Here is a 19747-nt window from a genome sequence, read left to right as displayed (position 1 = left end):
TAGAATAAGGTCATAATACGCTTAATTATACGGGAGTGGGTATAACTCATGCAGATTGATCCAAGCGGATCGCGGCAGTTGTTGGAACTGCAATTGTCCAATGTGAATAATCAAATCAGTGGATCACAATCAGATGCTGGTTCAACAGTGGATTTCGCCAATGTGATGGACGGGCTGTTAGCTACGGGTGCCGATTCGACGAGCAATAGAGATTCCACCGCTACGGTCTCCAAAAGATCCAGTGATGGTTTGTTGTGGTTACAACTTGGAAGCACGTACAACCCGGATATAAGTACATCAGGATTATCCTCTGCCTCCAATAATATTGTTGAGTCTTTGTTATCTGTATCCAATAAAGGGATTTTGGATTCCGGGGCCTCTGTACCTACGGATTATGAATCTTTGATTGCCGAGGCAAGTGCCAAATACGGTGTTCCTGAATCATTGATCAAGGCCGTCATTGACACAGAGTCCAATTTTAACCCAAATGTCGTGTCGTCTGCGGGTGCTAAGGGGCTTATGCAATTAATGGATGGCACAGCTGCAGGGCTGGGTGTGCGTAATTCATTTGATCCTGCCCAGAATATTGATGCGGGTACGAAGTATCTTTCCCTTCAGCTCCAGCGTTTCGGTGGAGAAGTGAAGATGGCGCTTGCCGCGTATAATGCAGGACCGGGCCGTGTTTCACGTCTGGGCGTGTCTAGTGACAGCGAACTGATGAGTGTACTTAACCGTTTGCCTTCAGAAACACAGAATTATATCTCCAAGGTGGAGAAGGCGCAGTCGAAATATGTGATCTAAACTCACAGATAGACATTTGCGATAACCATCATATGCAGGATGAGATCAAATGTGGGAGCAGTAGCGCTTGAAACGCCTGTTCCCGGTTGGTCTTTTTGTGTTGTATGGGTATCGTGTTACAATGCTCACTGTAGGTTCATGAACGAAGAGATAAAGGGAGGTCTAACCTCATTTGAAATATTTTGATTATGCTGCAACTACACCTCCCCATCCCGATGTGATTCGTACGATGGCCGAAATTATGGAGACACAATTCGGTAATCCGTCCTCCATTCATGGATATGGAGAGCGTGCCGATCAGTTGCTGCGTCGTGCTCGATCCGGATGTGCTGCGGCAATCGGCGTTAAGCCGGAAGAGATTGTATTTACTTCCGGTGCGACCGAGAGCAATAATCTCGCGATAAAAGGTGCGGCATTACGTTATCAGTCACGAGGCAGACACATCATCACAACAGCTACCGAGCATGCCTCGGTGTACGAAAGTTTTATGCAATTGCAGCAGTGGGGATGGGAAGTGACATTAATTCCCGTGAATTCCGATGGAGTGGTCAACGCTCAGCAGGTTGTAGACGCGATCAGGCCCGACACGGTGCTTGTGAGTCTGATGCATGTAAACAATGAAACAGGCGCCATCCATCCGATTGCAGAGATTGGCAATCAGCTCAAAAAGAAAGCACCACGGGTGCTTTTCCATGTAGATGGTGTTCAGGGTTTTGGGAAAATGGAGGTGACACCTGCCGATTGGGGTGCAGATCTGTACAGTCTGTCTGCTCACAAGATTCGTGGACCGAAGGGAGCAGGTCTACTGTATGTGCGAAGTGGAGTGGAGCTTACGCCACTATTGTCAGGAGGATCACAGGAGCAAGGCCTAAGAGCAGGCACAGAAAACGTGGCCCTGCTGGTAGGAATGGCAAAGGCCATGCGAATGGCAGCAGAAGATCAGGTTAATTTTGCCCGGCGTACAACAGTGCTCCGTGATCGATTGATGGAAACGATACATGTTATTCCTGAATTTGAATTGAACAGTCGCACAGAGGGTGCGCCTCATATTGTGCACTTCTCCTATCCCGGGATGAAGGCAGAAGTGGCGCTGCACACTTTGGAGCAACTTGGCGTAACCATTTCGACCCAATCTGCCTGTTCTTCGCGTTCCGCTGAACCGAGTCGGGCTCTACTTGCGATGGGCAGAGATGCAGCTTGTGCTGGTGGCGGATTACGTATTAGTCTTGGAGATGAACATACAGAAGAAGATGTAGCCTTGCTTGAACGGGCTTTACATCAGATGGTGGCGCAGTTGCGGCCCCTCGAAAGGCGGATGTAATGGATATGAAATATGATATGCTGCTTCTCCGTTTCGGAGAGTTTATGTTAAAGGGGAAAAATCGGGCCCGATTTGAAAAAACGATCATTACACAGGTGAAAGCTTTGCTTAAACCTTATCCAGGAGCGAGCCTTCGCAAAGAATATGGCCGTGTCTATGTGGATCTTGGCGGTGAATCACATACTGAACTGATTAAGGTGCTAAAGCGGGTATTCGGTGTGATGTCGATTAGTCCGGTTAAAGTTACTCCATCCGAGCTTGATGAGATTGTGAAAACGGCAGTTGCTTTTATGGACGAAAGGGAAGACGAATTTAAGGAAGGCACCACATTCAAGGTAAATGTAAGGCGGGTATGGAAGGAGTTCCCGAACTCTTCACATGAAATGAATCATTTGGTTGGTTCCCCGATTCTTCGGAAGTTCCAGCAATTGAGTGTTGATGTTCGCGAACCTGATATTGAATTGCGAGTGGAAATTCGGGATCAAGGCACGTATATTTTCAATGAAACTATTCCTGCAGTGGGTGGGTTTCCGCTGGGGACGAATGGCAAAGCAATGGTACTGCTATCAGGTGGGATAGATAGCCCTGTTGCTGCCTGGTCTTCCATGCGTCGTGGACTGGAAGTGGAATGTGTACATTTTTACAGTTATCCGTTCACAAGCCAGCGGGCCAAAGAAAAAGTCGTCGATTTGGCGCGTGCTCTTGCTGATCATGCAGGAACAATCAAGCTGCATCTGGTTCCATTTACGGAGATCCAAACGGCATTTACCCAACTGGGTCAGGACAATCTGATTATTACCCTGATGAGACGTTCAATGCTGCGAATTGCATCCAAACTTGCCGAGCGTGAGCGGGCACTCGCACTGATCACCGGGGATAGCCTGGGCCAAGTAGCGAGTCAGACTCTTCCGAGTATGAATGTCATTGGTCGTGCGACAGATCTGCCACTTTTGCGACCACTGGTTATGATGGATAAACAGGAGATCATTACCCTGTCCAAACAGATCGGAACGTATGACATATCTATTTTGCCATATGAGGATTGCTGCACTCTCTTTGTGCCCAAGTCTCCGTCAACCAATCCAAATCTTCGAATTGTGGATAAAATTGAATCAACAATGAGCCATCTGTCAGAATGGGTGGATCAAGCGGTGGAACAAACTGAAACGATCACACTGCACGCTGGTGAAACTTCTGTGTTAACGAATCAGACAGGAGACAATGGCATGAAGGATGATTGGTTCTAAACTCAATAAAAATTAGCATGGCTGACATAATAAGGGCTATGTTAACTGCATAAAAGGACTGTCCGATGATATATCGTTCAGTCCTTTGCTGTATTCAGATGAAATTTTTAGTTTAAATTAGCCTACGAATAGGAGCGCTGCTGTTCCCCGCCAGTTCCCTTGTGACTGGAACTGCTGGAGCGTTTGCGATAACCTGCAAAGACTACGCCTGCAATAACCACAACGATGAAGAGAATGCGCAATGCCGGATGTTCAGTAAAGTAAGGCAAGAGTCGCTGTTCCTCAGTGATCATATTGGAAGCCGTATACCCGAGAACAATGGCTCCGACATAGATGATCCAAGGAAAGTGATTAATTAGCTTGATAAACAGGGTACTACCCCAGACGATAATAGGTACACTAATCAGGAGTCCAAGGATGACAAGCACGAGATGCTGCTGCGCTGCTCCAGCAACTGCAATCACGTTATCGAGTCCCATGGCTGCATCCGCAATGACAATGGTACGAATAGCGGTCCATAAGGAAGTTCCCGCCTGGACATCATTGTGTTCATCTCCCTGATCCGCCAATAATTTATAGGCAATCCAGATCAGAAGTATGCCTCCCACAAGCAAGAGCCACGGAACTTTAAGCAACCATAAAACAACAACTGTTGCTAAAATTCGAATCAAAAGTGCGCCGCCAGTTCCATATAGAATCGCCTTTTTCTGCACGGAAGGGTGCAAATTTCGAGCTGCGAGACCTATGACGATGGCATTATCTCCAGCCAGAATGAGATCAATAAAGACAACGTTCAGCAAAGCCAGCCAAAATGTGGGACTAAATAGCTCCATGAGATATGTCACTCCTTATATACGGTTCAATCATTAAGAATAGCATGGACAACTCTCACATACAAGTTAATGTGGGGGGATGAGGACATGGATACACTTTGGCTGTTAACTGAAATTTTAATGATCAATCTGGTACTGAGTGGAGATAATGCGGTTGTTATTGCCCTTGCAAGCAAGGATCTGCCACCGATCCAACGCAAAAAAGCGGTATGGTGGGGGGCTTTTGGTGCGGTGTTGTTGCGCTGTGTATTAACCTTCGTAGCGGTATTATTGCTGGGGATTCCCTTTATCCAAGCGGCAGGTGGGCTGTTGTTATTTTGGATTGCAGTGAAGCTGCTGCTTCAAAATGATGATGAAGTACATATTCGAGAAGCTTCTACGACGTGGAAAGCCATTCAAACCATTCTAATTGCCGATTTTGTAATGAGCCTGGATAATGTTTTGGCCATAGCGGCTTTGGCAGATGGAGATTTGGCTTTGATTGTCATCGGGATTGCGATCAGTATCCCCATTGTTGTATGGGGGAGTGGGTTAATTGTTGGTTTGCTCAAGCGATTTCCGATTCTGGTATTCGTCGGCTCTGGTATTCTTGCCTTCACAGCCGGTGAGATGGTCATGAAAGATCCCAAGTTGGGAGAGTGGCTGGGAGGTATGGCATCAGAAGTGCACACGCTGCTACCTGCAGCAATGGCTTGTCTCGTGGTTGCGGTTGGAGGGGCGCATAAATTTGTAAGAAAGAACGCATAGCTATAGCTACGTATTGGGTAAAAGCTTGAACATATGACCGTCTGAACCATCCGGTTTAGGCGGTTTTGTTTTGAGAGAGTACACTTTTCAATACAACTCCCATTTGGCTAGTCATAAGTTGCACATTTTAGGGTAATACAGGTAAAGGACGCACGCAAAGTGCGACATAAAGTATAGTTTTTTGCCGAAACATCGGATACACTAGAAGCAGGATTACAGGTTTGAAAATCAACAGTCAGCATGGAATGCGTAATCGTTTATTAAAAAATAAAGTACATAGCCATAGTATAAGAGGTGATTGCAAATGAGGATGAGAAATGAGAAAGCGATTGGACTATTTATTGTAGCTGCGGGAATTATTATTCTGCTTGGCAAGTTTGGCGTGTTTGGATTTATTGGTCGCAATTTCTGGCCTTTGCTGATCCTTCTGCCAGGCATCGCCCTTCATGCGTTATATTATGCGCGTATTTCACCATCGTGGTCACTTGTTCCTGCCGGTATACTAACGGTGTATGGTGTTTTATTCAGTATAACGAATACATGGGGCGCTGGACTTATGAGCAGGCTGTGGCCAGCATTCTTGCTTGGGATCGCCATAGGGTTACTCGAATATGGAATGGCTGAGCGACGAAGACCGGAATATGTGTTACCCGCAGCTTTGATCATTGGTGCGGTGTCCATCATTTTATTCGGATTTACCTTGCTGCAAACGGGAATAATCTATATACTTGCTGTCCTTTTGATCCTGGGCGGAATCTGGTTATTGCTTGGACGAGGACGTCAAGGGAGAGGCTGGTAACAATCCCAGTGGTCTTTTCGTGCGAAATATCTTGATTTTTACCTATAATAAACTATAATATAAGGGATATAGACATGCGTCGGGATATCACCGACGCTTATTTTGTGAGTAACCTGCGAAATTGCGGGAAGTTTAGTAGATAAGAATTGAAATTGGAAAGGATATGGATACAAACCATGCATTCAAGAGAACACATTCGCAATATTGCGATTATTGCCCACGTCGACCACGGGAAAACTACGCTCGTCGACAAGTTGCTCCAGCAATCCGGTACTTTCCGTGATCACGAAACGGTACAGGAGCGCGCAATGGACTCCAACGATTTGGAGCGTGAACGCGGTATTACGATTTTGGCCAAAAACACGGCTATAACTTATAAAGATTACCTGATCAACATTGTGGATACACCAGGACACGCCGATTTCGGTGGCGAAGTGGAACGTATCATGAAAATGGTTGACGGCGTATTGCTCGTTGTTGATGCTTATGAAGGTTGTATGCCACAAACGAAATTTGTACTTCGTAAAGCACTGGAGCACAACCTGACACCTATCGTTGTTGTAAACAAAATTGACCGTCCAGCGGCTCGTCCGGCTGAGGTGATTGATGAAGTATTGGACCTGTTCATTGAACTGGGTGCCAACGATCAACAACTTGAATTCCCTGTTGTATATGCTTCCGCATTGAACGGAACATCCAGCATGGAAAGTGATCCTGCTAAACAGGATGACAACATGATGGCGATCTACAATACCATCGTTAGTCATATCCCACACCCTACCGAAAATGTTGAAGAACCACTTCAATTCCTCGTTACTTTGATGGACTACAATGAATACCTTGGCCGTATTGCCATTGGTCGTGTTAACCGCGGTGTGATCCGTCAAGGACAATCGGTAACGGTTATTATGCGTGATGGTAAGAGCAAAACTGCACGTATCGAGAAACTGTTCGGTTTCCAGGGTCTCAAACGTATTGAGACGGAAGAAGCAGGAGCAGGTGACATCGTTGCCATTGCAGGGATCAAGGACATCAACATTGGTGAAACCATTGCCGACCCTAACAATCCAGAAGCACTTCCAGTTCTGAAAATCGATGAGCCTACACTGCAAATGACGTTCCTCGTGAACAACAGTCCATTCGCAGGTCGTGAAGGTAAATGGGTAACTTCCCGTAAACTTCGTGAGCGTTTGTTAAAAGAATTGGAAACAGATGTTTCCCTTCGTGTTGACGAAACGGAAAGCCCTGATGCATTTGTCGTTTCCGGACGTGGTGAGCTTCACTTGGGTATCCTGATTGAGAATATGCGTCGTGAAGGATATGAACTGCAAGTATCTAAACCGGAAGTTATCATCAAAGAAGTTGACGGTAAGAAAATGGAGCCGGTTGAGCGCTTGTTGATTGATATCCCTGAAGAAAGCATGGGTTCCGTAATGGAGAGCCTGGGCGCACGTAAAGCAGAGATGGTTAACATGGTCAACACAGGTAGTGGTCAAGTTCGTCTGGAGTTCTTGATTCCAGCACGTGGTTTGATCGGATATAGCACAAACTTCCTGACATTGACTCGTGGTTACGGTGTAATGAACCATGCATTTGACAGCTACGCTCCAGTAGTATCCGGTCAAGTTGGTGGACGTCACCAAGGTGTACTGATCTCAACTGAAACGGGTACGTCTACGTTCTATGGCATGATGGGCGTTGAGGATCGCGGTACGCTCTTCTTGGAGCCGGGTACTGAAATCTACGAAGGTATGATTGTTGGTGAACATACACGCGACAATGATATCGTTGTTAACATCTGCAAAGAAAAACAACTGACTAACGTTCGTTCTTCCGGTAAAGATGATACGGTTAAAATTAAAACTCCGATTATCTTCTCGTTGGAACAGGCACTTGAATATCTGAATGAAGATGAATATTGTGAGATCACACCAAAATCTATTCGTCTTCGTAAGAAGATCCTGAATAAATCCGAGCGTGAGCGTGCAGAGAAACAACGCAAAATGGCTTCCAAAGCCTAATAACAACAAAATAATATATATAAGTTAAGTTTGATGGAACACAGAAGTTAACGATGTTATGCACAGTGGAAGTAGTGGAGGGATCGGAATCGATTCTGAAGAAGCGAAGCGTTCGCCTTTATCCCCGGATTTTACCATTGAAAATGGATCAAAAAAATCTGGGGATAACAGCGATCAAAGAACGATCCGATACCGGAACGGTTACCTCCGATGTGTGTTTTACTCAGAGTTATCGAAAGGTCACACAAGAGTTAACTTATATCCTAGCATGAACACGAAAGGAGCTGGCTGTGCATGCAAGCATGGTTCGCATCACACCCAATCGTAGCCTACATCGTCATCTTTGTATTGATTACTTACGTATATAACAAGGTGTTTCGGGTACGTCAGAAATTGCCACTTGGTAAGGAAATCGTTCTCTATATTTTGATGGCGATGGGCACATTCATGCTTCTTATTTTTCAGATCGACAAGCTGCCCATCATTCAATGTTTGTTGGTCGCGGTTGGTTTGATGTTGTTAGTGAGAGTGCGTTATTTTATTGAAGGTCGTCAAAAGAAAAAAGCGGAAGCTGCCGCTCGAAACTCATAAATCCTGTCTTGTACAGACCATCCGTTTTCCTTAGGGAAAGCGGTTGTCTTTTATTTAGACCAAAACAGATGTGATAAAGGTGTTGAAGATATGAACTCAAATTCGAACGGACTGCCTCCACGGAGACAGGCACCGACGCAATCCGGTGCTTCTGAGTCGAAGAAAGGCAAGGGCAAACAGCCTAAGAAGAAAAAGAGAATGAATGCTTTTGGCAGAATTCTTTTAAGTCTATTGGTTATTGCCATTGTGGTAGGCGGTGGATATGCGTACTGGGTATACAATCAAGTCGTGGATACAGGCATCGATAAACCGGTACCTCCCGGGATGTCAGCCACAACCAAACCGATCACGATGCTGTTATTAGGCACAGATAACCGTCCTGAAACTGGCACATATCTCTCGGATGTCGTTATGGTGGCTTCGTTGAATCCGGAGACCAAGACGGCAACCATTGTATCTTTGCCTCGAGACACGCGTATTCAATTGGACGGGTACAAAGCGAACAAGCTGAATTCCTATTATCCAAAATTCAAAGCACAGGAAAAAACTACTGGCAAAAATGCAGAGGATCAGATGAAAGAAATGATGGGCAAGTACTTGGATGTAGATATTAATTATACAACCGTCCTGAATTTCCAGGCATTCCGTGATGCTGTCAATGCCGTGGGTGGCGTGGATGTGACTGTGGATAAAAATATGTGTTATAGAGATACAGCCGATGGTACAGATATCAATCTGGTCGCAGGCGCACAACATCTTGATGGTAAAGCGGCACTGGATTTTGTGCGTTACCGCAAATCCAATTGTAATCCGAAGACTGCTGAATCCAATGACTTTGACCGTAACAAACGTCAAAACCAAGTGCTCAACTCCATGTTGGATCAGATGAAATCTCTTGGAGGCATTACAAAGATCAGCAAAGTGATTGGTGCAGTTGACAAGAACATGACGACAGATGTGGAATCGGAACAAATGAAAAACTTTATCTCGACGTATTGGAACATTTCCACTTCAGATGTACATTATACTCCGGTTACCGGAGAGTGGAGAAGTCCATATGTGTATATTAATGAGACGGAACTGGCCAATGCGAAGCAGGCTTTACAAGATACGCTTTCTGGTAAAATAACCACTTCACCTTCAAGTGAATAACCTTCATTCTTTTGGGATTGGAAGCACGTTAATTGGTATGCTATAATAACATAAACCAAGATTAAGAATTGCATAAAGAAGTTTAGGGGGCTGGTTGAATGTCCGAAGCCGTCACACAATTAACTGAATCTCTTTTACAGCAATTCAAGAATGAGACCTTTGTGCTTCTGAGCACCGTGGATGTAGAATCCGGAGGTCCGACTTCAACAGCCATCTCCTGGATCTATGCCGAGAATGCTTCAACTTTTCGTGTGGCGATCGATCATCGTTCACGTCTGGTGAACAACATGCTCACTAATCCGCTCATTACGATTACTGTCTTTGGAGAAGAGACGGTGTACGCAGTGAACGGGCGTGCGACGGTACGGCAGGATCCGCTGCAGGATGTTCCATTTAATATGTGCTGTTTCGACATTACAATTGAAGCGGTGAGGAATGCTCTGTTTTATGGCGCTCAACTGTCTTCTGTGCCTCAATATGTCAAAATATATGATCAGCGTGCTGCTGAGAAATTAGATGGGCAGGTTTTTGCTGCCATGAAAAAAGCCTAGTGAGAGATCACTGGGCTTTTTGCTGTCTTTTGTCCGATGAATGCTGCTGCATTTGTTGTTCCTGATTCTGGTGTTCATCCGGATTTTGACGGACTTTTACGTCTTTTGGGAGTTGTGGAATAATTCGTCCCACCATGTCTGCGAGTTCTGAAGCAAAGCCTGAGATCGGGTGCCCTTGTCGAATATGTTCACCAATTTCTTTAATTCGTTCAGTGACATCCGCATCTGCAGTAACAATGGAATCTACACCTTCAGGGTCTTTGCGAAGTGCTTCGGCTACAGCGTACTTAATGGTACCGACACGAGCACGTTCCAGTTCCCCATCTACATCAATGCCAACTACAGCAGTATTACCAAGTATGACGCAGTTCGCATCTTCAACACCTTCCACTTGCTTGGCAAGGGCTTTCAGGTGATTGACTCGTTTCTCATTTGGCATTCGTCCACTTTTATCATCTTCAACAATGTTCATGTCATGGACTTCACCAGTATTTTCGTTGAATTGATCCAGACGTGAAGGGTTCATTCGATCGTCTTGTGTGTAGATCGGTTGGGTCCCATTCTGTTGATTTCGTGTTTCAATATTGCCTCCATAACTTCTTGGATGTGATGTATACGGCTCTTGTGAAGCACTTCGTGACGTGTTATTACAACCGGTAATTAATAAGATTAGAAGCAACGTGCAAACCCATTTTTTCATAAATGTTCATCCTTTCTTGGAGTTTTTCAGAATGGTTGACAATTATTTTGCCCTAGTCGAATACATTTATGTATGGGAGCATGATTGTCCATGCCGCTACTGATAAGATCATACGATCAAGATAAACTCGGGAATGAAGGGAAACGTGCTTCCTTCGAGGATAAATACAAGGTTTAATCCGACATTCCCGAGTTTTATGTTCCAGCCCATGCCTTTAACGACGCCGCTTTGGAGGGGATTGAATGAAAAAGATTTTTGTATTGGATACCAACGTGCTTCTGCATGACCCCAATGCCATATTTGCCTTTGAGGAACATGAGGTAATCATTCCCGCGGTTGTATTGGAGGAGATCGACTCCAAAAAAAGAAATGCCGATGAAATTGGGCGTAATGCCCGTAATGTATCGAGACTGTTGGATGGATTACGTGAGCTGGGTCACCTGCACAGTGGGGTGCCTTTGGCTAATGGAGGTAATCTGAAAGTAGAGCTGAATCATCGGAGTTTCGTTAAAGTTCAGGAAATGTTTGGTGAAGTGTCCAATGATAATCGCATTTTGGCTGTCGCACTGAATTATCAGATCGAGGAAAATGAAAAGGAAATAGTCGAACGTCAGGTCGTGCTTGTCAGTAAAGATGTACTTGTGCGTATCAAAGCGGATGTACTTGGTCTGTTCACACAGGATTACTTATCAGATCGGACGGCAGGACTCAGCGAGTTATATCCAGGTTATACGGCCTTAAAAGTTCATCCGTCTGTGATTGATGAGTTTTACACATATCGTTTTTTACCAATCAAACCGTTGCAGTTGTCTTATTCGTTGTATCCGAATGAATTTGTCATTCTCAAGGATGAGATGGGAACCAATAAATCGGCTTTGCTTAAAGTGAACACAGAGGGAACAAAGCTGGAGCCGCTTTTCCTCAGTAATGACAATGTTTGGGGCATTAGCGCACGTAACGCACAACAACGCATGGCACTGGAACTGCTTTTGAATGATGACATCCCGCTTGTTACCATCACCGGAAAAGCTGGGACAGGGAAAACCTTGCTGGCACTTGCAGCAGGTCTGCTTAAGGTAGAGGATGATCATAAGTATAAAAAACTGTTGATCGCTCGCCCTGTCGTTCCGATGGGGAAAGATATCGGTTACTTGCCTGGTGAGAAGGAAGAAAAACTTCGTCCATGGATGCAGCCGATTTATGATAATTTGGAGTTTTTGTTTGACACCAAAAAAGCCGGAGATATCGATAAAATATTAATGGGGCTTGGCAGTATTCAGGTGGAGGCTTTAACGTATATTCGTGGAAGATCGATACCTGGACAGTTTATCATTATTGATGAAGCTCAGAATCTGTCGCGCCACGAAGTGAAGACCATTGTATCAAGGGTCGGTGAAGGCAGTAAGATTATTTTGATGGGAGACCCCGAACAGATAGACCATCCGTATCTTGATTCCGCCAGTAACGGTCTGACGTATATTGTGGAACGGTTCAAGCAAGAGGGAATTAGCGGACACATCATGCTCGAAAAAGGAGAACGGTCCAAGCTGGCACAGCTTGCAGCTGATTTGTTGTAAAATTCAGGGGATTTATTTCCCGGAAAATGTTGGTATTGAAGCCGGCTCCTGGAGCCGGCTTTTTGCTGAAAAATTAAGTAAGCGTTATTACACAGAACTCGATATGCTCGTATTATGCGAAAATCCGAAAAAGTGTTTTTCGGCAGGGTAGGACAAGAGTACTACTTGTTTGTTACAATAATTGTTGCAGGAAAAAACTAGGTGAACAGGGAGGGAAGTTAATGAAGCGTAGACATCAGGTTGTTTTGTTTGCGGTATTGCTGCTTTCGTTAACGATCTTGTCACCGAGTTTTGACTTTAGAGGTTCGCAGCTCAATCAGGAACGCGAACAGGAGAAGGATACCTTCCCGGGTTCTTTGTCCCGTAATGAAGATGCTCAAGCTCCGCTTGAGATTGTAGTGGCCATGTCGGATGAAGAGTTTCAAGCCTTTCAAAAGATAGCCAAAGAAGTAGCTGCTTCCCAGCTGGTGGAGATTAATCTTCGGAATGAGAAGCCCGATACATATAAGCGTGTTTTGGATCTTGAATTTTCACTACGGGAGAACGGTGATGTTGTTCTGCTGGATAGTGAGGAAGTGCAATACTATGCCCGAAAAGGGTACCTGTATCCGTTAAACGGAACAACTTTATCGAAGTCGCTGGGAGATACGGTAGTTGAGTTACGGGGGATGACAGAGTGGAATGGTTATCAATGGGGGATGCCTTTTGATTTCGATCCGTACATTTTGGCTGCACAATCTTCATTTCTGAAGAGAACTGGTCTGGAGTCGTTACCTCGCAATAAAGATCAGTGGGTCAAACTTACTCAGCAAGCCATTGCGGAAGGCATCCCTTTAATTACAATGAACATCAATGATGTGTACGGGACGAATGCGTGGCTGAATCATTTGGAACCGAGGATGGCACCAGATCAAGTTAAACGAACACAAATAGATTCGCAAACGGGGGATCTTCAGCAGGGGATTAAGTTGATGAATCAGATTCAGCCCCTTATTAGACTTGAGTCTACCAATCCAGAGTTCTCTCCAACTGCTGACCAGAACTACACACCAATGGTCGTATCATTGTTATCTCAATTATTAAGTGCGGATCAAGCGAGTATAGTTGATGAAGATTCTTTGGAGCGGATTTCTTTCGAAACCTTGGAATCTGTAAACTCCAGAAGTCTTGTCATTACTGCGGGTTCGGTTGAGGCAGAGGAGGCCAGTAGATGGATTGAAGGAATGACGTCCGCTACGACACAGTTGAAATGGTACCAACAGGTTAATCGGTTGCCCGCAAAGCAACAGGAACTGGATTTGGAGTCTGAGAAACTCGTTGGACGTTATGACATGACAAAGGGACAATCCTGGTTCTCACACACCCAAGATGTCCCCGCTGCAACGACCGAAAGTCATGCTCTAATAACTCGTTTTCATCAAAAAGTACAACAATTCTTAAAGGGAGAAATTACAGCGAATCAATACGTAGACAGTATTAGAATCACCTCTTTAAAATGATATAGCTAGTTTTACTTCCAATATGCCTTCACTTGTTGAAACATCGGTGGCTTTGACGAAGGACAAGATTTTCTGCGGATAGAATCCGAGGTCGAACTCTCTTTCCAGCATTCGGCGAGTGGTGTCTGGTAATTCAAGCTGGTTGAATACAAGTTTGTCCACATGAAAACGAATGGAGTTTTGAGGTTCATTTTCTACCGTATAATGTCCTTCAATGCTTAAATGCAACTGATCCCGCTGACCGGAAGCTATAATCTTATCCTGGTTAAACTGAAAGGCAAAGTCTTCAAAGATTGAATTTTGGGAACGTAAAAATGTATTAAGCTCATCCTGCCCAATTCGAATCGTATACGTTGTTCCAGTCGTGGATATGCCTCCGTTTTGTTTTTGGATAAAATCAGGCAGGTTCTGCATGGCAGATGCCAATGCTTTGAAATATCGTTTCACCTCATAGATGCCGATATTCTCCCAATAAAGGGTCAATTCATCCATCAGTTTCTGAATCGCTGCCGCATCTCCGCTGGTGGCTATTTGGGCCTCCACTTCTTTTTGCAAGGTGACTACACGTTCCCGCTGGTTTTGAAGATTAGTCTTCATTTCGGTTAATTCTGTTGTAGTCTGACGAATCTGAGTGGAAGTCTGTTGCAGGTTGCGATAACGATCCTGATACTTGTCCAGCACAGCCTGATCCCGTCCGATAATAATCTGGTAATAATCATACAGTACAAACAGGTCTTTGAATGACCTGGCTCCCAGGACCGTCATGAGGAGGCTGTCGCGTTCTCCTGTATAGTAGGACCTCACTACAGCTCCGGCCCGATCTTGCTGAATATGTATCTGCTCTTCCTGTTCCTGAAGCTGGACGGATAATGTCTCGTATTGTTGAGCCAGCTGCTTCTGCCTTTCGGCGATGCGTTCGATCTCGTGATCGATTTCGACGATGGATAGACTTTTTTGCAATATCTCACGTGTATCCTCAGGTGAAGACTCTCCATAGGCATGGGCTAAAGGTAGCTGGAGGAATAAAATGATGCATAATATAAAGGCTGAAATGCCGTATTGACGTTTCACCGATCCATTCTCCTTTCCACTTCTTAAATGACAATCGTACAGGCTTGTTGTCTTCCAGACAATATATGAAACAAATACGTGAAATATCCTTAGTGGTTACATAACACCATGAACATTCATTTAATCTGAACACAACAAAAAAGCAACCCGACAGATATCGGATCACTTTGATGCTGCAGGTGGATTAGAGCGGCAGACCCATTTCGAATACGGTCCAGTAGCTGAACCCCGTGAATGTTACGATCATATAACCCCAGAAGAGCAATATGTACGTTCGCTCGGTAAATTTCAAGTATCCTAAAATGACAAAAAACGCAGTCTGCAGGAAAAAAAGCAAAGCCATTTCGACCAGATCTCCCGCAAAAGCCATAAGGCCAATTGCAAGCGTGAAGAACCCGAGTACCCGAAACATGCGTGCCACGGTAAATCCTCCTCTCCTAAGTACGTTCATAGATTGTCTACACAACATTATACCGGGAAAGGAAAAACGTGTAAACAAATTTGGATATGAAAGCGAATTCTTTTTTGCTCAAAGTAAGTATAGATGGATATGTTTTACGTATATCACGTATGAGCACGCCTGAATGTGGAAATACATTTTAGTATGAAATCAATTCTATGAACTCTATGAGAGGCATAAGAATGAATGAAGCAGCTTTTATACCTAATTCACATACCGGGCTTCCGGTAATGCGGACGGTTATTTTAGGATGTTGTTAGGAGGGTATTATAGCATGACTGCAGTGAGACAGGATGCTTGGAGTACAGAGGACGATTTGATATTGGCTGAGGTTACTTTGCGTCATATTCGGGAAGGCAGTACACAATTGGCCGCTTTTGAAGAGGTGGGCGAGAAGATAGGCAGAACATCTGCCGCATGCGGTTTTCGCTGGAACAGTTGCGTGCGTAAAAAGTATGAGTCTGCTATTAGTAACGCCAAGGCACAAAGACAAAAACGAAGTTATCTCAGAAAGCAGCCAGCTATGCTCGGACCACAGGTTGCAGCATTGAGTACACTGGACACTGAAGAACAACTGTACAAATCAGATGGGATTTCAGACGATTCATTATCGATGGATGCAGTAATCCGCTTCCTGCGACAATGGAAGGGAACCGTGCAGGAGAGTAGTCGTCAACTCAAGATGCTGGAGAAGGAACTTCGGGAGAAAGAAGATGAATTGCTTGAACTGCGTCTTGAGAACGACCGCCTCTCCAAGGAAGTGAATGAAGTACAGACGGATTACCGTGTGGTGAATGACGACTATAAAGCTTTGATTCAGATTATGGATCGGGCTCGCAGACTCGCATTTTTGTCAGAAGAAGAAGAAGAACTTAAAACACGATTCAAGATGGATGCCAACGGCAATCTGGAACGAATTGAATAGCAAGTTCAGACGTCTGATTTGTGAGAGTCAGGTATGAACCCGCCACACCTCCGTTACACAACGGCAGGTATGACGGGTTTTTAGTTTGGTCTTTTTGTTCTATTATAGATAAGAGAAGAGCAACTACTGAAGCGGATAGGAGTGCAGCGTATGATCATTGATATCGTAGGAGCGGGGGCACTGGGTCTTTTGTATGGCGGGAAACTGCTGATGGCAGGTAACGAGGTCAGATTTTGGACCAGAACAACTACTCAGGCAGATCTCCTCACCCATTATGGTGTAACTATTGTGGAACGAGATGATGAGATGCATATCCTACCGGATCAAATACAGGCGAAACCGATAAGTGAGCTGACTGACACATGGAAGAACACACCAGGAGATTGGTTGCTACTCATGGTGAAGCAGACAGGCATTGATGGTTTCATCCATGAGGTTAATCCATTACAAGACCACATGTTAAATATCGCTTGTTTTCAAAATGGGATGGGCCATATGGAAAAACTTCAAGCAGCTTTGCCAAAATCGCTTCTGTGTAGTGCGATTACAACAGAAGGTGCGAAGCGTGTACAGAGTAAGGTGAATCGTGCAGGTACAGGTGAAACCAGGCTGGGAAGATACAACCTACATATAACGGATTCTACCTCTATAGAAGAGACGGGAACATTTACTCTGGCGGGATTGTTGCAGCAGGCAGGATTTGACTGTACAGTGTCGAATGAAATCGATAAGCTGATATACAGGAAACTGTTGATTAATTCGGTCATTAACCCGCTTACAGCACTATGGCGAATCCCTAATGGAGAATTGCTCATCACAGAAGAACGCAAGAGGTTAATGCGCCAGTTATATGATGAAGTATGGTTAGTCTACTCTGGAAGTGGAATAGGTTTGGATCAGGATATGTGGGATCAACTGATATCGGTCTGCCGCTCTACTGCCACGAACACTTCCTCCATGCTTGCAGATGTCCTCGCTGGACGTGGTACAGAAGTGGGATCAATTAACGGTCATATTGTAAGGATGGCACAAAAGTTGGACCTTGCTGCACCTACACATGAAATACTGCTTCATCTGATTGAAGGAATGCAACCGGAAGGAGTGAATTAATGGGACTTTTTATCGTGTTGAGCATATTACCCTTTTTTCCGTTCTTTCTTGTCTATTGGGGCATGTACGTATGGAAAAAAGACAAACGGAACGCCATGCGGATGGCAATGGATGTAACCACTTTTTTTCTTGTTTTTTCAGTATCGGCGTTATTCAACTTAACATTTGATTCGAATTTTGGTTTTTATCTGACGCTATTACTCATACTACTAGCACTTGGATTTATCGGAGGTGCGCAAAATCGACTAAAGGGGAAGGTTGACGGGGGTAGAATGTTCCGGGCCGTTTGGCGCATGGCTTTCGTAATCATGAGTTTTGGGTATGTTTTGTTTACTTTATTTGGATTAATTAGATACTTCATGCAACAGATGTGAGGATACATAACGCAAAAGGGCTAAAAAATGTGTCGATTTTGTCGAAAACTGAAAAAAACATTACTTTCTGAAAAAGTAATGTAGATTTTTTTGACCGGTGGTTGTATAATCTATAAACATATAAACCATATCAATTTAGGGGGAACGTGTTAGATGAAAAGGAAAAGTCTATTAGTCCTTTTGACGCTGATTCTGGCGTTCGGTACCGTACTTGCAGCGTGCGGATCGAAAAACGAAGGCACAGGTAACACCGATACTGGTTCTGCAAGCGAAGGAAATGGTCTTGCTAAAGATCAAATTCTGAAAATCAACCTGTCAGCTGAACCTCCTACGTTGGACCCGGCTCAAGCAAAAGACAGCCAAACCAACACAGTTCTGAAATTCTTGTACGAAGGTCTTGTACGCATCGATGCTGATGGTAAAGAACAAGCAGGCGTAGCTAAAGACTGGACAATCTCCGAAGATGGTTTGAAATATGTATTCAACCTGAACCCGGATGCCAAATGGAGCAATGGTGATGCAATCACTGCCGAAGACTTTGTTCGTTCTTGGGAACGCGCTTTGAAACCGGAAACAGCTTCTCCATATGCATACCAATTGTACTACATCAAAGGTGCTGAAGGTTACAACCTGAGCAAAGACGAAACATATAAAGGTACTAAAATCACAGACTTCTCTCAAGTAGGTGTGAAAGCTACTGATGAGCACACGCTTGAAGTAACGTTGGAAAACCCAACACCTTACTTCTTGGGTCTGACAGCATTCTACACGTACTACCCAGTACATGCATCTGCTGACACAAATGACAAATTCTTCACAGACTACAAAAACATGATCGTTAACGGACCATTTGTAATGGATTCATACGCTAAAGGTCAAAAAATTGTTGTGAAGAAAAACGATGGTTATCATGCAGCTGCCGACATCAAATTGGCTCAAATCGATATGTCTCTGACGAACAGCAGTGCTTCCGAACTGCAAGCTTACAAATCAGGACAATTGGACTACACTGGTGCACCTAACGGTGAAATTCCATCCGACCAAATTCCTTCTGTAAAAGCGGAATTGCCGGACGAGTTCAAAGCTACTGGTATTGCAAGTACGTACTACTACCAGTTCAACGTAAACGAAGCACCATTTAACAACGTTAAAATCCGTAAAGCATTTGCAATGGCAATTCAACGTCAGTTGATTGTTGACAAAGTAACACAAGGTGGACAAATTCCAGCATTCGGCTTTGTACCTCCAGGTATCCGTGGTGAAAACGGCGAATTCCGTGATGAGCACAAAGACGATTACTTCACAGAAAATGTGGACGAAGCTAAAGCGTTGCTTGCTGAAGGTATGAAAGAAGAAGGTTACACAACATTGCCAGCTGTTACTTTGATCTACAACACTAGTGATGGTCACGCGAAAATCGCTTTGGCGGTTGCTGACATGTGGAAACAAAATCTTGGTGTTGATGTGAAAACAGAAAACCAAGAGTGGGGCGTATTCCTTGAGAACCGTCAAAATCAAAACTTCCAAGTAGCTCGTGCAGGTTGGTCTGCTGACTACAACGATCCATACAACTTCTTGGAAATGTGGACTACTGGAAACACAAACAATGATTCCAAATTCAGCAACGAACAGTATGACAAAGATGTTAAAGACACTGTAAAATCTGCTGATCCAGCTGCACGTATGGCTGCATTTGCTGACGCTGAGAAAATCCTGATTCAAGATGAAATGGGCGTTATGCCAATCTATTACTACACTAACGTATCTTTGACCAAGCCATACCTGAAAGGCGTACAACTTGATTTCAGTGGAGCTATTGACTTCACGCGTGCATATCTGGAAGAGAAATAAGTTGTTCTGAAGTCTAATATGATTACTTCGGGATATATATGTGGAATTCCATATATATCCCGATTTTTTTGTATGTGCACCGATTTTCCTTATAATTCTTGAAATTTCCGATAAATG

The 19747-nt window shown here is 44.3% G+C and carries 19 protein-coding genes; 15 read left to right on the top strand and 4 right to left on the bottom strand.

The genetic code is table 11. From position 1 onward, the window contains the following. The first annotated feature begins 48 nt into the window (after positions 1–48). The 3 genes from ABTV53_RS19650 to thiI all read left to right on the top strand — a co-directional run bounded on the left by ABTV53_RS19650 (position 49) and on the right by thiI (position 3369). Complete coding sequence (locus ABTV53_RS19650; protein WP_433745509.1) at positions 49–801, top strand: lytic transglycosylase domain-containing protein; 753 nt, start codon at positions 49–51, stop codon at positions 799–801. Between the two features lie 172 nt (positions 802–973). Further along, positions 974–2122 carry a cysteine desulfurase family protein gene (locus ABTV53_RS19645; protein ID WP_433745506.1) on the top strand — a complete coding sequence of 383 codons (1149 nt, stop codon included), beginning with the start codon at positions 974–976 and terminating at the stop codon, positions 2120–2122. Between the two features lie 5 nt (positions 2123–2127). Beyond that, the gene (gene thiI / locus ABTV53_RS19640) at positions 2128–3369 is read left to right on the top strand and encodes a tRNA uracil 4-sulfurtransferase ThiI (RefSeq protein ID WP_433754290.1); all 1242 of its coding nucleotides are present in this window, start codon (positions 2128–2130) and stop codon (positions 3367–3369) included. Positions 3370–3491: 122 nt separating this feature from the next. Here the strand turns inward: thiI and ABTV53_RS19635 are convergent, their stop codons facing one another. Continuing rightward, on the bottom strand, positions 3492–4202 hold the full coding sequence (locus ABTV53_RS19635; protein ID WP_433745503.1) for a TerC family protein: 711 nt from the start codon (positions 4200–4202) through the stop codon (positions 3492–3494). Positions 4203–4289: 87 nt separating this feature from the next. Here ABTV53_RS19635 and ABTV53_RS19630 point away from each other — a divergent pair, with 87 nt between their 5' ends. The 6 genes from ABTV53_RS19630 to ABTV53_RS19605 all read left to right on the top strand — a co-directional run bounded on the left by ABTV53_RS19630 (position 4290) and on the right by ABTV53_RS19605 (position 10063). Continuing rightward, positions 4290–4949 (top strand): TerC family protein, encoded by a 660-nt coding sequence (locus ABTV53_RS19630; RefSeq protein ID WP_421885737.1) that lies wholly within the window; start codon positions 4290–4292, stop codon positions 4947–4949. Between the two features lie 304 nt (positions 4950–5253). Then, positions 5254–5748 (top strand): hypothetical protein, encoded by a 495-nt coding sequence (locus ABTV53_RS19625; RefSeq protein WP_433745501.1) that lies wholly within the window; start codon positions 5254–5256, stop codon positions 5746–5748. A gap of 176 nt (positions 5749–5924) precedes the next feature. Continuing rightward, the gene (gene typA / locus ABTV53_RS19620) at positions 5925–7769 is read left to right on the top strand and encodes a translational GTPase TypA (protein WP_253439360.1); all 1845 of its coding nucleotides are present in this window, start codon (positions 5925–5927) and stop codon (positions 7767–7769) included. A 294-nt stretch (positions 7770–8063) separates the two neighbouring features. Continuing rightward, positions 8064–8360 (top strand): YlaH-like family protein, encoded by a 297-nt coding sequence (locus tag ABTV53_RS19615; RefSeq protein WP_036614990.1) that lies wholly within the window; start codon positions 8064–8066, stop codon positions 8358–8360. A 90-nt stretch (positions 8361–8450) separates the two neighbouring features. Further along, a complete protein-coding gene (locus tag ABTV53_RS19610; protein WP_433745498.1) occupies positions 8451–9512 on the top strand; it encodes an LCP family protein in 1062 nt (353 codons plus the stop codon). Between the two features lie 98 nt (positions 9513–9610). Then, positions 9611–10063 carry a pyridoxamine 5'-phosphate oxidase family protein gene (locus ABTV53_RS19605; protein WP_433745496.1) on the top strand — a complete coding sequence of 151 codons (453 nt, stop codon included), beginning with the start codon at positions 9611–9613 and terminating at the stop codon, positions 10061–10063. A gap of 7 nt (positions 10064–10070) precedes the next feature. Here the strand turns inward: ABTV53_RS19605 and ABTV53_RS19600 are convergent, their stop codons facing one another. Further along, positions 10071–10763, bottom strand: a complete 693-nt coding sequence (locus tag ABTV53_RS19600) for a YhcN/YlaJ family sporulation lipoprotein (RefSeq protein ID WP_433745494.1) — start codon at positions 10761–10763, stop codon at positions 10071–10073. A gap of 242 nt (positions 10764–11005) precedes the next feature. Between ABTV53_RS19600 and ABTV53_RS19595 the strand changes: the two genes are divergently transcribed. After that, positions 11006–12340: a PhoH family protein gene (locus tag ABTV53_RS19595; protein WP_405130472.1), complete on the top strand. Its 1335-nt coding sequence runs from the start codon at positions 11006–11008 to the stop codon at positions 12338–12340. Positions 12341–12561: 221 nt separating this feature from the next. Continuing rightward, positions 12562–13839 (top strand): hypothetical protein, encoded by a 1278-nt coding sequence (locus ABTV53_RS19590; RefSeq protein WP_433745490.1) that lies wholly within the window; start codon positions 12562–12564, stop codon positions 13837–13839. Here ABTV53_RS19590 and ABTV53_RS19585 read toward each other — a convergent pair. Together ABTV53_RS19585 and ABTV53_RS19580 are read right to left on the bottom strand one after the other, a co-directional pair. Then, positions 13831–14910 carry a coiled-coil domain-containing protein gene (locus ABTV53_RS19585; protein WP_433745487.1) on the bottom strand — a complete coding sequence of 360 codons (1080 nt, stop codon included), beginning with the start codon at positions 14908–14910 and terminating at the stop codon, positions 13831–13833. The genes ABTV53_RS19590 and ABTV53_RS19585 overlap by 9 nt on opposite strands. A 184-nt stretch (positions 14911–15094) precedes the next feature. After that, the gene (locus ABTV53_RS19580; RefSeq protein WP_017687281.1) at positions 15095–15331 is read right to left on the bottom strand and encodes a DUF2626 domain-containing protein; all 237 of its coding nucleotides are present in this window, start codon (positions 15329–15331) and stop codon (positions 15095–15097) included. A gap of 313 nt (positions 15332–15644) precedes the next feature. Here ABTV53_RS19580 and ABTV53_RS19575 point away from each other — a divergent pair, with 313 nt between their 5' ends. From ABTV53_RS19575 to ABTV53_RS19560, 4 genes are all read left to right on the top strand, one after another. Continuing rightward, positions 15645–16295 (top strand): RsfA family transcriptional regulator, encoded by a 651-nt coding sequence (locus ABTV53_RS19575; protein ID WP_278298902.1) that lies wholly within the window; start codon positions 15645–15647, stop codon positions 16293–16295. Positions 16296–16445: 150 nt separating this feature from the next. Then, positions 16446–17405, top strand: coding sequence for a ketopantoate reductase family protein (locus ABTV53_RS19570; protein ID WP_433745485.1), 960 nt, complete (start codon positions 16446–16448; stop codon positions 17403–17405). After that, positions 17405–17779, top strand: coding sequence for a DUF3397 domain-containing protein (locus tag ABTV53_RS19565; protein WP_433745483.1), 375 nt, complete (start codon positions 17405–17407; stop codon positions 17777–17779). The genes ABTV53_RS19570 and ABTV53_RS19565 overlap by 1 nt, the downstream gene beginning before the upstream one ends. 153 nt (positions 17780–17932) lie before the next feature. After that, on the top strand, positions 17933–19630 hold the full coding sequence (locus tag ABTV53_RS19560) for a peptide ABC transporter substrate-binding protein (protein WP_433745480.1): 1698 nt from the start codon (positions 17933–17935) through the stop codon (positions 19628–19630). Positions 19631–19747: the final 117 nt, after the last annotated feature.

Origin of the sequence: Paenibacillus amylolyticus (assembly GCF_050990605.1) — a bacterium.
Lineage (GTDB): Bacteria > Bacillota > Bacilli > Paenibacillales > Paenibacillaceae > Paenibacillus > Paenibacillus amylolyticus_H.
Note: the sequence above shows the minus strand (reverse complement) of the source record. Positions and strands in the feature narration are given on the sequence as shown.